Source organism: Pseudomonas haemolytica (assembly GCF_009659625.1).
GTDB classification, from domain to species: Bacteria; Pseudomonadota; Gammaproteobacteria; order Pseudomonadales; family Pseudomonadaceae; genus Aquipseudomonas; species Aquipseudomonas haemolytica.
On sequence record NZ_VOIW01000010.1, the window covers coordinates 45980 to 60810 of the forward strand.

The following is a 14831-nucleotide window of genomic DNA, read 5'->3' on the forward strand; positions in this document are numbered from 1 at the left end:
CTACAGCTGCACAGCACATATTGTTGCTGGATCAGGAACTGGTTCCGACACAAAACCACATAGGGAAGAGCTGATGGGCTTCGACGTTACGTTGGAGCGACAAGCCGAAAATTGCGCCCACTGTAATGGAGAAACTTATGTCGGTATCGATGTCGGATACACCCCTACCTACTTCATCAACTTCTGGCCTCCCACAGGCCGATGCCAAAACGGAGTCTAAGGTCAGTCGCGAGGCGCCTGCCGCGCCTTCTTTCAAGGGGCAGAATGCGGCCAACGTCAATTTCCAATCGCAGGCAAACAAGGGCGGACCGATGTTTGGTTCTGATCAGTCACCAGCAGGCAGTACCGACGCCCTTGCTCGTCACTATAACGCTCCTGCGAAGCAGAGCTTTCTGGATCACTTCAAGCAGTGGAGCAGCCATTGGTTTACTGGGCATCGGCCACCCACGCACCCTGGTTGCGGCAATCCGCCGGCAAGGCCGAATCCTGGGTGGAGTAACCCACCGCCAAGACCGAACCCCGGTTGCAGTAACCCACCGGCAAGGCCAAATCCTGGGTGGAGTAACCCACCGCCAAGACCGAACCCCGGTTGCAGTAACCCACCACCAAGGCCGAATCCTGGCTGGAGTAATCCACCACCACGACCAGACCCCACTGCAGGTAGGCCTTACCCGGTGGCGCCAGGCAGGCCTGATCCGCAGTATTCACTCAAGAGTCGTGAAGAGCTGGTACAGCAGTTGCGTGATAGCTACCCAGCTTTCCTGGATCCCAATAACCCAGGGTATATCAGTGTTGACAGTATTCTTGCGATGGCACAAAGAGGTTGGTCATCTAATCCCGCCATGCGCGAAAACATTCGCTTGGCCAATGCGCTGCTGCGGGATCCGGAATTGATCGCAACCCTTATCCGGAACAGCGCCACTGGTGCATCGGGCAATCTTGTTGATTGGAATGGCGTGAACTCGGTTCTCCATGGGCAAAACTACTTCAAGTACAAAACTGACAAGGAGCTTGCCGGTGAGATGATTGAGCATTACAAAGAGTTGAAAGGCTGGGGGTTCAGCCTGACAGTCAAAGATATGCGAAAGCTGGCTAGCCAACCTCTGACGGGCGATGCTGCCAAGGATCACCTTAGACAGTTGGCCCAGGAATTTCTTAATCGCCCTGAATTCATCGCGTGTGTCACTTCTGGCGGAAAAGTCAGCCTCAAAGCACTGTATTCGGCTTCCCATTGACTGATCTTCGGGCGTCGTAACAAGTGGGCGGCGCCTTACTCAATTGTTTGAGGAACGGCTTACGCTCATTTGCCACATAGGTGGTACCAGCGGTGGTGATTAACGTGCCGCTCTTGAGATTTCGAGTGAGGGAAAACATATGACTTCAACCTCGTTTAATTCCCCCAAACCCGGCCGCCTTGAACACCTATGCAGTACTCAGCGAGCCAATTTCGCGGTCTCTGAGGAGCGCGCAGCATCACGAGGCCTGCCCCTCCCGTCGAGGGCGTATGAGGTTGAGACCCGGCGCATGAAGGCCTTCGCCGGCCAGCGCAAATTCCAGGCCCCCGTTTCCGATGACTTTTCCCGGGGATTGCTCTCGGCCAAGCAGTCGCCGAGTGAAAACGCCGAGCCAAAACACACCGGCCTGATCAATAGCCTGACGGCCTGGTGGCGTCGGCAAATGCAGGGTTAACTCAGCCCTCGACAACGTTTTTACATGTTGTCATGGCTATTAGCTGATCTTCCGGAACTGTCGTGATCTTCCAGCCACACATGAGGTGCTCGTCTGGCTGGAATTCATTCGACAGTTGCAGCTTTTTGGCAGCGCTCGCCAGGCAAGTCCGGATCCTGAATAGTGGGAAGTGAAGCATGACAATCAATAGCGCAATACCTCGCAGCCTGCTACCTCCCGTGAGTGGGCAAGAGGTGCAACCGACTTCGCCACCACCGATTGATCATTTCGCTCATGGAGTGGGCACATGGGATGCACTGCCGCGCCGGCCAGCGGTGCTATCAAGCGCCTTGTCCGCGCTGCGTTCCCATCAATTGCAAAATGCGCCGGACATTCGCGCGAATGCGATTCCACCAGGCTCGCACTCAACCGATAGCCAACTAGTGGCCGAGTTGGAAAAAGGCTTTGGCGAGCTGCACGCTTATTTCAAAGAGGGGCGTGGGTCGCAGTCTTCCCTTCTACAGGTCGCTGCGCAAAGACTGAGTGGAGAGTAATGTGCGAGATCGCCTGATCCTGGTCGTCAGGGAGATTCTAAAACGGCCGTCCTTGAATGACGCAATCATGGATTGCGAAGGGTACATTACCCGCGACAGTCTCAGGATTGCTGCGACGACTTTGCGAGGTAACAGTTCTTCCGACACCTTCAGTCAAGACCCTTTCCATGGTCTGGACAATGCCGCGGTCGTTCGGGCTCTTCAAGGCTATTTCAAGCATCTGCGGGACGCGACCAAAGATCGCAGGAGCTTTTTTGAAGAATTCGAGTACGTGGAAATCGCCCTCCTCAAAGCGGTGATGAATGACCCTGATGAGGTTGATTCCCAGGGCCTGCCCATACTCGAGCCTTCCACCGGCCTACCCAGAAAGCAATACAGCGAGCACTGCGTCTACACGGCCAAAAACATCATTGAGCGTCCGGGCTTGTTACGCTCGTTGGTACATATAAATAGCATGCGCCTGTTTGGCCGGCTCAAATCTACGGAGTGGCTCAGCAATACAAGCCTGGAGCGCTGGCTGGAGCGATACAAGCTACACAAAGCCAGGTAACACCGGCCTTGTGCACCGCGTGGTTTACACCTTGAGGATCTTGCCACTGATTGCCACACCGGCCAGCAATAGTGCGACCAATACAAACGCTGTACTCAGGCTGCTGCCATGGGCGATAAAGCCGATCATGGCCGGGCCGGCAAGAATGCCGGCATAGCCCAGCGTGGTGATAGCCGGCACAGCAATGTGTTCGGGCATGACCTTCTGCTTGCCCACGGCGGTGTACAGCACCGGCACGATATTCGAACATCCGGCGCCGACCAATGCGTACCCGAGCAGCGCCGTTTCCCAGGCCGGTAATAGCGTCGCGAGCAGCAGACCAGCACAGGCCAATGTGCCACCGATCACGATCACTCGTGTGGTGCCCAAACGTCGGACAATCGCATCACCGGTCAGGCGTCCAGCCGTCATGGTCAAGGCAAATGCCGCATACCCAAGGCCTGCATAAGCTTCATCCAAGCCGCGCTCGGCGCTCAGAAACACAGCACTCCAATCCAGTACCGCGCCTTCAGCCAGGAACACAATGAAACACAGGCAGCCGATAAACAGCACCACACCATGAGGCACCGCAAATGCCGGGCCTGAGCTTTCACTGCCATACGGCAACAGGTGCGGTGCGGCCTTGAGCAGTGCCGCCACCATGATAACCACGACCACCAGGGTTGCCTGCAATGGCGACAGGCCCAGGCCCAGCAACCCGGCCACTCCTGCCGCGCCGACAATGCCCCCCAGGCTGAACAACCCATGGAAACCCGACATCATGGTTTTGCCACTAGCGCGCTCAACGATCACGGCTTGCAGGTTGACGGTGGAGTCCACAGTGCCCAGGCCCGCGCCAAACAGGAACAGTCCAGCGATCAGCAACGGGATCGAGCTGACGGTGGCCAGCATCGGCAGGGCCAGGCAGATCATAAGTGTCCCTGCGGTAAGCACGCGTCGGCAGCCATAGCGCGATGCCAGTGCGCCCGCCGCCGGCATCGCGATGATCGACCCCACCCCCAGGCATAACAGCAGCAGGCCAAGCGTGCCTTCATTCAGGTTCGCGCGCGCTTTGGCATAGGGCACCAAGGGCGCCCAGGCGGCGATACCAAAACCGGCGATAAAAAAGGCGATACGGGTCGACATTTGTTCCAATCGCCCGGGAACCACGGGCGCTGGAGTGGGAATGGCAGTCATGAAAAATCCTTGGTTTTGCGTTCAACGAACGATGTCCGGCCTGACATCCTTGCACATCAGGCCCTCTCGAGCGAGCCGGGTTCCCGTTGCGTTCAAGATTAAAAGCACGGACTTCGAACATTATTTTTTACAAACGTGGAACGCTTGGGGCCTTGGTAACCACCCAGGAATTATCGAACGTGTAGGAGGTGGTCTGGAAGGTGCTTAATCCCCGTGAGCATGGCTGAACCCCAGGTTCTTGCGGTGGGTTATCACCTTCCAGGCCACCTCCTGCAGATCGACTGTTCTGTAAAATGATGCTGTGCCAGTAAGTAGGTATCTGAACGGACGAGGTATCACGACAAACCTGATGCGGTATCGCCCGTGGTCACTTATGTCGAGCCGGCGGTGGATGAACAGGTGTCAGCTATTTCCTTAAAACCTAGTCATGTAAGTGCAAGTTTGAGTCAGAATTTTCTTTTTGTTATTAGATAGGTTATTGGCTGCATTACTTTTATGTAAAAGACAATTCCATCCTCGTCGTACGAAACTTCTTTTTTAGTTTTGAAGATTTGAAATGCTCCTGAAATCGCTAAGCTTGAGCATGTTCAGGTGCTTTTTTTCGCAATCCAATGGGTTTTGGCGGGGGGAAGTAGTTCAGTCGAAAAATTGATGGCGGGTAACAAAGGATGGTTAACGCGTTTGCTTCGTCACGTTTCAAATTGGTCCTTACAAGGATAAATACAGGTTTTCAAGTACTAGGGTTCAAAGGCAGCGAGGCCCTTGATCAACCCTACTTCATACATGTGCAGTTAGTTAGCGAAGACCCTGCCCTTGACCTGGAGGCGTTGCTTCATCAACCCGCCTACCTGGACTTTGGCGAAGCGGGTCAGGGCCTGCATGGGCAGGTCTACGCCATCGGTCGAGATGGTCCAGGTGCGCGGCTCACCCGTTACCACCTGACCCTGGCCCCGCGCCTGGCATGCCTTGCCCATCGCCGGGATCAACGGGTTTTCCAGCAGCGCAGCGTGCCGCAGATCATTGCGACGGTCCTTGAACACCACGGGATCCTCGCCGACGCCTATACCTTCGAGCTCGGGCCGGTGGTGTATCCGCCACGAGGATTTTGCGTGCAGTACAGGGAATCCGACCTGCACTTCATCCAGCGGCTGTGTGAAGAAGAGGGCATTCACTACCACTTTCGTCACCGCGTGGACAATCATCTGTTGGTGTTCGGTGATGACCAGACGGTGTTTCGACGGTTGCCGGTGCAGCATTACTGTTCATCGGCTGATCCGGCGCTCGAGACCCGGGTTGTCCAGCGTTTCGACCGGCGCCTGCAAATGCGTAGTCGGCGAGCCGTACGCCGTGACTATGACTTTGAGCATCCTTCGTTTTGCCTGCAAGACAAGGCGGGTACTGGGGGGGTGGATCCTTTGGAAGACTATCGTTACCCCGGCGGCTTCAGCGGCCATGCACGGGGAGCACAATTGGCGCGACGCGCCCTGGAGCGCCATCAGCGTGATCGCCATCGGGTCTTGGGCAAAAGTGATCAACCGGCATTATGCAGTGGCCATTTTCTTGAGTTGTGCGATCACCCGGATCCAGTCTGCAATGACTTATGGCTGCTGACGTCGGTGCGTCATGAGGGCTACCAGCCTCAGGTATTGGAGGAGTCGACATTTGAGGCCAGTGGATTCCAGGGGTATCGCAACCGCTTCACCGCGACACCCTGGCGCGCAGTGCATCGGCCAGCGCTCAAGCACCCCAAGCCGACGATCAGTGGCAGCCAGACCGCAACGGTAACCGGGCCTGCGGGAGAGGACGTGCATTGCGATGCCTATGGTCGGGTGAAGGTGCGCTTTCATTGGGATCGCCTGGACAAAAACGATGATACGAGCAGTTGTTGGCTGCGAGTGGCTTCCGGGTGGGCGGGTGATGGGTTTGGTGCCATGCTCATTCCACGGGTAGGCATGGAAGTGCTGGTGAGCTTCCTGGAGGGCGACCCGGACCAACCCCACGTCAACGGCTGCCTGCCCAATGCGTTGCACCTGCCTGCCTATCCCTTGCCGCAACACAAGACGCGCAGCGTACTGCGTAGCCGCAGTTCTCCACAGGGTCTGGGCGCCAACGAGTTGCACCTAGAAGACAGGCGCGGTGAAGAACTTATCTACCTGCGCGCCCAGCGCGACATGGAGCAACAGGTGGGCCATGACAGCCGGCTGGAGGTGGCCGGAGAGCGGCACGAAATCATCCGGGGGTTGAGCACGGCTCGCCTGGAAAGCGAAGAGCATCGCCACGTCGCTGGTGATCGCAAGGTCACGCTCAAGGCGCATGACCACCTCGACGTGCAGGGCGATAGCCTGACCCAGGTTGGCCAGACCCTGGTGATCGAAGCCGGCCAGCAGGTTCATCTCAAGGCGGGTGCCAGCCTGGTTATCGATGCGGGGTCGCAACTGAGTCTGAAAGCCGGTGGAGAGCATTTGGTGATTCACGCCGGGGGCATTTTCAGCAGCCGGCCCATCACACAGGGCGGCTCGCCAACCCCAACACGTTCGGTTAGTCCCACGGCGGTTGCCCGCCCGCAAGTCTCTGCTGCACAAGGCGTCATCATGGACTTGGCCAGGCAATTGGGCGCGGACTTCTGCCCCCTGTGCGAATGCTGCCGTGACGGCCTGTGCGATCTCACGGGGAGGGCGGCTTGATGGACAGCTTGCCCATTCGATGGATGGCCCAACAGCAGCAGAGTGGGTACCCACTGTGCCTGATGCTTGAAGGGAGCAACGAGGCTCGCCAACCGCTGCTGGCAGGGCGCGACCAGACGCAATATTGCAACCTCTACAGCGAGACCGATGCGGCGCAGTTGGCGAGTTCAGGCCCGGCCATCCTGCTGCTGGAGAAGATGAGTGAGCCCGCGTTGGTCGGCTTGCTGCAAAACCCTGAGTCGAACTGGGGTTGGCTGGGTAGCTTGCCTGCTGCCGACTTGAGCGATGTGACACGACATTGGCGCGAGAGGCTGCTGGTAGGACCAAAGGGGCAACAGGCGCTTTATCGCATTCACGACAACCGCACCCTGGCCCGTGCCTTGGCTTACCTACCGAAAGAGCATTGGCCGAGCTATCTCGGGCCGTTGATCGGTGTGTGTTATTGGCATGAAGGCCGCTGGTGCCACCACCAAAACCCCGCCCCCGGCGACTACCCGGTACCTGACCCCGCGCCTTGGCTCGGCACACCCAACCCCCAGGCCCAAGCCATCCTGCACGCCAATATCCTGCGCTACCTGCTGGCGGAGCACAGTGAAGACCTGGCGGCATTGGTCGAATTCCAAGACCCGAAGGTCTGGCTCGCCCAGGTACTGGAACAGGCGCGCACCTGGCAATGGCGCGGGCCGGAGCAGTTGGAGTTTTTGGTGGTGCGCCGGTTGGAAGAAGCCACCCGCAGCAGTGTTGTTCGTTGGCAACCGAGGATCGGGGAGGCACCAGGGCAGCATTTTGAACGAGTGGTGGAGCAGTGGCGCAGGGAGGAAGGCAAAAGTGAGTAGGTGGATGGGAGTGGTCTTGCTGATCGTTGGGGTAATGGGGCTTTCGGCATGTACGGGGAGGGCGGTGGAAAGTTTTACGTTGGAGGTGGATTTGCCGGAGCAGTTCGAACTTAAAACGGCGGCTAATTATCGACCCGCGACGGGTGAGACGTGTGTGTTGCCGAGACGTCGAGGCGAGAGGCCAGAACGGAAAGTCTTTTTTACGGACTACAAACCTGTAGCGAGCAGGGTGAGTTATGAGTTGCCGCTGACTGAAACGGTAGAAGGGTGTCCGTTAGTCCTGCGTAGTGTGGAGTTTGATTTTTACGCGAAGTGGGGAACGCGGGATACGGATGTGGGTGGGAGCTTTGCGAGTATTTCCGTTCGCGATCGTGTGGAGGACGGGATGTCAGGGATGCCTGAGTCGGGTGTACAGAAAGTACTTGGGGAATGTAAGTGGCATTTTCGAACGGTGGGACCCTTGCATGCAATCAGGAAACTCCTGATATGTAGTTCACTGGATTCAATTGGGACGGTACGGGAATCACGGGTGGGGGGCGTTGCGCAACGTTCGCAATTATCGGGAAAAAAGCTGAGGTTGGCGCTGACTGTCAGTGAGGATGAGTTGCCTGCGTTTGGTGACAGATGGATAGCTGTTCCGGGTGGATGGAGACGTTGCAGGGGGAAGAGTTTTGAGGACCTGTTTGGGTATTGCACAGGTAACACCACGGAATTTAAACCCATAAAAATGCCGGACGGGCGCATATGTGACATCTATCCGACATGCCAATAACGAGGACGAAGTCATGAAGCTGGACGCATGGAAGCAAGCTTATTTTGGTGAACAAATGCCTGCTTGCGCATTGCAAGGGCACTGGGCAAGTTTTCGTTTGGTCGATGAGACGGGCAGTGGAAAGGCTTATGGTGGGCTTCCATTCACGGTCCATGACAGTACAGGGCGACGGTACGTCGGTAAATTGAATGGTGAGGGGTTCGCCAGTCTGCAAGATTTTTACTGTGGCCCTGTCGTTTTGACGTTGGATGATTTGTACAACGGAATTGAGGAGCCGTATTACCTGCTTAGTACTCGCAAAACGTACAAGTTACCTATTACTGAGCTGCAAGTTCGCGCCGAACGAACGTTTTACTCTGGCAATGACGGTATACGTGCTGAGCGGAGTTCTGCACACCATCAAACAGATAGATTCTACCAAGTTGAAGTGAGCGATTTAGTACGCCATAGCGCTCACTTGCCACCACTGGCTTCGTCAGTTCATCGCCCCAAGCGTCATGTATTGAAAATGATGGCTGATCTTGGCTTCGGTCCACCTCAGCCCTCATTGTCAGGCGTCGTATTGTTCCCTAACCAACATTCCGTTCTGGAAGTACGGCCGTTGCGAGCCTTGCGCCCAGTGCTATCGACCGAAGACAGCTTCTGTGCCCTGAACCTGTACCAGTTGGCACTATTTTCTGCGTTGAGTTATTGCGACTTTGGGCAAGTTCCCTCAGAGAAACCCTTAGATGAAGTCCTGTTTCCGTTGGATCCAAGTGTTGGAAATTTGTTCGCTGAACAGCTGTCGGTGTATCACGAAGCCTGGCAAATTGATCCGGAGCAAACGCAGCGTTTTTATCCGCTCTATGAAGAGGTCCCTTACTCCCAGCGTTTCGAAATCCTGCCTTTTGACCCTGAGTTGTACCCCCAAAATCGCCCGGAACTAAACGAAGAGCAGGAACATCCCGCACGCTTGCACTTTTTCGATGACGAAAAATTCGGTACTGATACCCAGGCTTTCATCATCCACCACGATGAAGTAATCCTGATCTCTGTGCGTGGAACCGTCAGCCGTGCTGACGTATTACGTGATGCAGACGCCCATCAAGTGGCTTTTGTAGACGGCGTTGGTAAGGCGCACGATGGTTTTCACCAGGCCTACCGGGCTATGCGTAATTTCGTCTTGCAATACCTTGATCGGTTTCACATCGGCCAGCGCATTGTGATTTGTGGCCACAGCCTCGGCGGCGCCATTGCGTTGCTTTTGGCCGAGGGACTGCGTCGAACCCCAGACGCGCACTACAACATTCTCCTCTACACCTACGGCGCCCCCCGCGCCGCCGACACTGAATTCACCGCCGGTGCCTCATCCCTGGTCCACCACCGTATCGTCAACCACAACGACCCCGTTCCCAGCGTCCCGGCCCCCTGGATGAACACCACCGCCAAACTCTGGATCCCCGGGGCGATCACCTTGTTCAGCGCCCCCGCATCTGGTGGCCTGCTGTTCGCCGCCGGGTTGGTACGCGTGGGCGGCAACCCCTATCAACATCACGGTGAGCAACATCACTTCATGCCGATCACGCTCCCGGACGGCACGCATTCTTCGGTGCTATGGAAACCCGGCTGCGAGTCCATCCAGGAAGCGGGCTGCAATCGCACATTGCAACTGCAGGGCGATATGCCCGACCGTGACAATTTGTTGAGGCAGCTTTTTCAGGCCGGCCAACATTTCATGACCACCAGCTATATCCCCGCAGCCTGGGCCACACTGCGACGCTGGCAGCAAACCCTGGATAGCCAGGGCCCTTTGGTTACTCCAAGGGAGTTTGAGTTGCTCGACCGGGCTCTCGAAGACATGCGCGAGAAACTGAGGGCCAAGCGGCGTGAATTTGCCCGCCAGCGCCCAGCCAATGACCGTAGCTACGAACCTATTGATGCCTTGAATGCCGAGATCGACCGTTTGCACACCAGCCGCGAGCGCCTGGCAACCCTGCGCTGGCGTCGCCTTGAAGCGCGCGACGTCTACGGCAGTCATGCACAGTCTGCGCACCTGCAATCGAGCCTCAAACGCTGGTTCAGCCACCGTGAAAACTGCGAGGTTGCTCAATTCGCCAGCATCCCGCCGCCCTCCCACAATGATCAGGGAAGGGTGCAAATGCTGGACGTTGACTCCATCGTCTAGCTAACCGGGTTAAACAAACTCCACCTGTGCCGGCTGCCGTTTCATCAGCACCTTGCCGTTGCGGATCGAGTACAGCGGCAAGCCCTGGCTACGTATGACTTCATAGTCACTGTCGGCCGACAGGATCAGCAGGTTGGCGGGGCGACCCGCTTCCAGCCCATAGCGGTCACCCAGGGCCATGGCCTTGGCGCTGTTGTCGGTAACCAGGTCCAGGGCGCTTTGCAGGTTGCGGTAGCCGAGCATATGGCAGATGTGCAGGCCGGCTTCCAGCACTCGCAGGATGTTGCCGTTACCCAGGGGGTACCAGGGATCCACGATGGAGTCCTGGCCGAAGCACACGTTCATGCCTGCTTCGAGCAGTTCGTTGACGCGGGTAACGCCGCGGCGTTTCGGGAAACTGTCGAAACGGCCTTGCAAGTGAATGCTTTCAGTGGGGCAAGAAACAAAGCTGATGCCGGAGTGCCCCAGCAGGCGAAACAGTTTGGCGCAGTAGGCGTTGTCGTAGGAGCCCATGGCGGTGGTATGGCTGGCGGTCACACGGGCGCCCATGTCGCGGCTGCGGGCTTCTTCGGCGAGCACTTCAAGAAAGCGTGAATGAGGGTCGTCGGTTTCGTCGCAATGCACGTCCACCAGGCAACCTGTGCGTTCGGCGAGGTCCATGAGGAACTTCACCGAACTCACGCCCTGGTCGCGGGTGTATTCGAAGTGGGGGATGCCGCCGATCACGTCGGCGCCCAAGCGAATGGCTTCTTCCATCAGTTCACGCCCATTGCGGAACGACTCGATGCCCTCCTGGGGGAAGGCGACGATTTGCAGGTCGATCAGGTGCGTGCTTTCTTCACGCACTTCCAACAGGGCCTTGAGCGCAGTGAGGTCCGGGTCGGTGACGTCGACATGGGTGCGCACATGCTGGATGCCATGGGCGGCAAGCGCCTGGATGGTTTTTTTGGCGCGGGCTTTGGTGTCCTCCAGGGTAATGGTGGCCTTGCGTTCACCCCAGCATTCGATGCCTTCAAACAACGTACCGCTCATGTTCCAGCGCGGTTCGCCGGCGGTGAGGGTGGCGTCGAGGTGGATGTGGGGTTCGACGAAAGGCGGTATTACCAGGTTACCGGCGGCGTCCAGGTCGCCGTTTGTTAGCGTCGGCACCGCGGTTTGCGCAGTAATGCTGGCGATCCGGCCGTGTTCCAGGTGCAGATCATGCAGGCCTTCACGGTTGCGCAGGCGGGCATTGATGATGTGCATGGTCAAGTTCCTCTTGGCTAAAAACAATCAGGCAGACAGCCGCCAGATCCTCAGGGCGATACCGATGTCCAGGCGGTCATGGCGCGTAGTATGGCGCTGAGTAGCACGTAGGTCAGCGACGCGGCAACAATTCCCACCAATGGCGCGACCCACGGCGAGTTGAATGCCAGCACGGTGCCCACCCCATACGCTACCAGGCCCGGCCAGTTGAACGCTGGCAGGCTAGCATCCGCCAGGCGTGGGTATTGGCCGCGATAGCGATAGAAGAAGTCCGCCATGATCACCCCGCCAATCGGCGGGATGACCGTGCCCAGCAGGATCAGGTAAGGCACCAGCAGGTCGTACATGCCGAGCAAGGCGAGCAGGGTGCCGATCACCGCACCGGCCAGGGTCACGGTCTTGCGGCGCCGGGTGCGCAGCAGGTTGCAGCCGGCGACGGCGAAGTTGTAGATGGTGTTGTCCTGGGTACTCCAGATATTGAGCAGCAACATGGCCATCGCCGCCATGGCGAAACCCTGCAGCAGCAAGACCTCCACCACATCCGGTTGCTGATAGACGATGGCGCCATAGGCCCCAATCAGCACCATCAGCCCATTGCCGATAAAAAAGCCGATCAGGCTGGCCAGCACCGCGACCTTGGCCGAGCGCGAAAACCGCGTCCAGTTGGTGGCCTGGGTCGCACCGCTGACAAAGGTGCCGAACACCAGGGTAATTGCCGTGGATAAGTCCAGCTCACCGGTTGGCACCACCGCCAGCAGGCCATCCAGCCCGCCGACTTTCACGGTAGCGACCCACATCGAAAGAATCAGCAAAATGCCCATGGCCGGCACTGCGATGTAGGACAGGATCTCCAACCCGCGATACCCCACGTAGGCCGTGGCGCAGAACAGCAAGCCAAACACCACCATCAACCCCAGCACACTGCCCTGGCTCAATTCGAAATACTTGCCCAACACCACGGCCGCCGTGGCAGTGCCCCAGGCATACCAGCCGATCTGCGTGAAGCCGAGGATCAGGTCACTGAGCTTGCTGCCGACTTCGCCAAAGCAGAAACGCCCCATCAACACTGAGTTCAAGCCGCTCTTGAAGGCGATGTAACCCAGGCCTGCGGCGTAGATACCCAACAACAGGTTACCCAGGGCCACGACACCGAGCATGTCGATGAAGCTGAACGCCACCCCCAGCTTGCCGCCGGCAAACATGGTTGCGGTGAAAAAAGTGAAACCCAGTAGCACCATGGCCGTAGACGCCAGGCCCTTGCGTGCATGCAAGGGGACTTCGCTGAGGGGGTAATCGTTGCCGGGTTCTTGCTGCGTCATGGGGGGGTGCTCCCTGGGTAGTGACGCAGCTCGTTTGCATCGTGCGTGCCAACACAGGGGAGGTAGGCATCAACTGGCGCAAGCAAGCCCTTTACACCGTTACCCCTGCGCAAAACAGCGCAAAAGCAGTGCACCCGTGAGCCAAACTGGCTCAGCTCACCGACGCCTGGAAAATCGCCTTGATGGCCGTTCGAAGCCCTTGGCGATCTTCAACGCCAGGGCCAAGCTCGAATCGTAGCGGCCACAAAAAAACCACCCGCAGGTGGTTTTTCAACACGTGATCGCTTACTCGCCGCGATAGATGCAGCCACTCGTGCAGGTCTCATGAATGCGGATCGCACTGAGCTCCGGCAGCAGCGGTTTCAATTCATTCCAGATCCACTTGGCCAGCACTTCGCTGGTAGGGTTTTCCAGGCCGGGGATGTCATTGAGGTAGTTGTGGTCGAGGCGTTCGTAGAGCGGCTTGAAAATCGCCTTGATCTCCGAGAAGTCGCGAATCCAGCCGGTATGGGGATCCAGGTCGCCGCTCAGGTGGATGGCCACTTTGAACGAATGCCCATGCAGGCGCCCGCACTTGTGGCCTTCCGGCACGTGAGGCAGGCGGTGGGCGGACTCGAAGGTAAACTCTTTGAAGATTTCCACAGTATTTTCAGCTCGGTCAGGTATCTGGCAGGCGGCGAGTTTAACAGCTTGACCCGCCACTGCGCATACCGCCCCTCGTCTGTAGGCACGGATGCAGTCAAAGGGCCTGCAAGCGCTCACCCAACCCGCTGTTATCCGCCAATGCCAAAAACTCATCCCCGAGTCGCTGGCTCTCGCTCATGGCGGTTTGCCAATACTTGTTGCGGCTCGGGTCGTCGCCCATGAAGCGCTTGAAGTCGGTGCGGTCCGGCAGTTTGCCGTGGGGCAGGCGGGCCAGGTAGTCCCTGGACGGCGCCAGCAGTAGCACATCCTGCAAACCTTGCGGGTTGCTGCGTCGCCACGGTAGGCCCTTGTCAAACCAGCCGGGGATGACTCGGTCGGTAAAGTGTGGGTACAGCACAATGTCATCGCCGTGATAGGGCAGGTCGAGGTGGTAGTCCAGAAGGCCGCCGTCGCGGTAGGTACCGGCACCAGCCCCGGGCAGGTCGCGCACGCCTTGCATGACCATCGGGATAGAGCCGGACGCCAGCAGCGCCTGGCGCAGGTTGCCCAACTCCAAGTGAAGGAAGCGCGACGGGAAATCCTTCAGCGGATGTAACGGTGGCGCCTGGCGTGGGTCGTGGATGATCAGCCGTTCGAAATGCCGCGACAGCCGCGCGCGGCCCCGCAGGTTATCGGCGATTACCGACGACAGGCCCAGGCCCAGCCGCCCACGGTGGTCATCGGCGAGCAGGCCATGGCTCTTGACCACCATGATGTTCAGGCGATAGTCGGGGTTGTCCAGCACCCGCGCATCGCGGCCGGCCAGCAGATCATCGAGCATGCGTTGGCAGCTCTGGCTGACTTCGGCCATGGTCACGCCCTTGGCAAAGCGTTGTTCGTTGTACAGTCGGCCCAGGTCCAGCAAGCCTTGCACCGGGTCGGGCAGGCAGGCGCTGGCAAACCGCCAGGAACCGATGGACGCGCCGATCAGCGCACGCTCACGCGGCGCGCGGGGCAGCCAGTCGCCGAACAGCGCCAGGTCCAACCCTTGGATCCCCAGGGCCTTGGGGCCGCCGGCCGCACCTGGGAGGATACCGACGTCGGCAGGCGCAAGGCCCTGTTCGCGGATGCGGGTGAACGCGCGTGTGCCGGCCTTGAGGGTCAAGGCCGGGAACTTGATATGGATGGCTGTCATATCGGTCTCTGTTGAAGCGAGCGGGGCAGTATAGAAAATCTCGC

At 58.2% G+C, this 14831-nt stretch carries 13 protein-coding genes; 7 read left to right on the forward strand and 6 right to left on the reverse strand.

Annotated features, from left to right (window positions below):
• Positions 1–426 precede the first annotated feature (426 nt).
• Entirely contained in the window at positions 427–708 is a 282-nt protein-coding gene (locus tag FRT59_RS27410) for a hypothetical protein (protein WP_153872757.1), read from the reverse strand.
• Between the two features lie 29 nt (positions 709–737).
• On the opposite strand from FRT59_RS27410, the gene FRT59_RS26030 reads away from it, so the two are divergent.
• The 3 genes from FRT59_RS26030 (at position 738) to FRT59_RS26040 (ending at position 2772) form a co-directional block, all read left to right on the forward strand.
• Positions 738–1235, forward strand: a complete 498-nt coding sequence (locus tag FRT59_RS26030) for a hypothetical protein (protein WP_153872758.1) — start codon at positions 738–740, stop codon at positions 1233–1235.
• 289 nt (positions 1236–1524) lie between these two features.
• A complete protein-coding gene (locus FRT59_RS27335; RefSeq protein ID WP_080752957.1) occupies positions 1525–1689 on the forward strand; it encodes a type III secretion effector protein in 165 nt (54 codons plus the stop codon).
• Positions 1690–2223: 534 nt separating this feature from the next.
• Positions 2224–2772, forward strand: coding sequence for a hypothetical protein (locus FRT59_RS26040; RefSeq protein ID WP_034119002.1), 549 nt, complete (start codon positions 2224–2226; stop codon positions 2770–2772).
• 24 nt (positions 2773–2796) lie between these two features.
• On the opposite strand, the gene FRT59_RS26045 is transcribed toward FRT59_RS26040, so the two are convergent.
• A complete protein-coding gene (locus FRT59_RS26045) occupies positions 2797–3948 on the reverse strand; it encodes an MFS transporter (RefSeq protein ID WP_034119003.1) in 1152 nt (383 codons plus the stop codon).
• A 668-nt stretch (positions 3949–4616) separates the two neighbouring features.
• On the opposite strand from FRT59_RS26045, the gene tssI reads away from it, so the two are divergent.
• Genes tssI through FRT59_RS26060 form a run of 4 tightly spaced genes read left to right on the forward strand, consistent with a single transcriptional unit; the run spans position 4617 to position 10404 of the window.
• The gene (gene tssI, locus FRT59_RS26050) at positions 4617–6632 is read left to right on the forward strand and encodes a type VI secretion system tip protein TssI/VgrG (RefSeq protein ID WP_153872759.1); all 2016 of its coding nucleotides are present in this window, start codon (positions 4617–4619) and stop codon (positions 6630–6632) included.
• Positions 6632–7468: a DUF4123 domain-containing protein gene (locus tag FRT59_RS26055; RefSeq protein ID WP_153872760.1), complete on the forward strand. Its 837-nt coding sequence runs from the start codon at positions 6632–6634 to the stop codon at positions 7466–7468. The genes tssI and FRT59_RS26055 overlap by 1 nt, the downstream gene beginning before the upstream one ends.
• Positions 7469–7472: 4 nt before the next feature.
• Positions 7473–8240 carry a hypothetical protein gene (locus tag FRT59_RS27340; RefSeq protein ID WP_411828995.1) on the forward strand — a complete coding sequence of 256 codons (768 nt, stop codon included), beginning with the start codon at positions 7473–7475 and terminating at the stop codon, positions 8238–8240.
• A 13-nt stretch (positions 8241–8253) separates the two neighbouring features.
• Positions 8254–10404: a lipase family protein gene (locus FRT59_RS26060; protein ID WP_153872761.1), complete on the forward strand. Its 2151-nt coding sequence runs from the start codon at positions 8254–8256 to the stop codon at positions 10402–10404.
• 9 nt (positions 10405–10413) lie between these two features.
• Here the strand turns inward: FRT59_RS26060 and codA are convergent, their stop codons facing one another.
• The 4 genes from codA to FRT59_RS26080 form a co-directional block, all read right to left on the reverse strand.
• Entirely contained in the window at positions 10414–11649 is a 1236-nt protein-coding gene (gene codA / locus FRT59_RS26065) for a cytosine deaminase (RefSeq protein WP_153872762.1), read from the reverse strand.
• Positions 11650–11699: 50 nt separating this feature from the next.
• Positions 11700–12968 (reverse strand): cytosine permease, encoded by a 1269-nt coding sequence (gene codB, locus FRT59_RS26070; RefSeq protein WP_034119008.1) that lies wholly within the window; start codon positions 12966–12968, stop codon positions 11700–11702.
• A 285-nt stretch (positions 12969–13253) separates the two neighbouring features.
• Positions 13254–13610: a 6-carboxytetrahydropterin synthase QueD gene (gene queD / locus FRT59_RS26075; RefSeq protein ID WP_003190259.1), complete on the reverse strand. Its 357-nt coding sequence runs from the start codon at positions 13608–13610 to the stop codon at positions 13254–13256.
• Positions 13611–13707: 97 nt separating this feature from the next.
• A complete protein-coding gene (locus FRT59_RS26080; RefSeq protein ID WP_153872763.1) occupies positions 13708–14787 on the reverse strand; it encodes a patatin-like phospholipase domain-containing protein in 1080 nt (359 codons plus the stop codon).
• Positions 14788–14831: the final 44 nt, after the last annotated feature.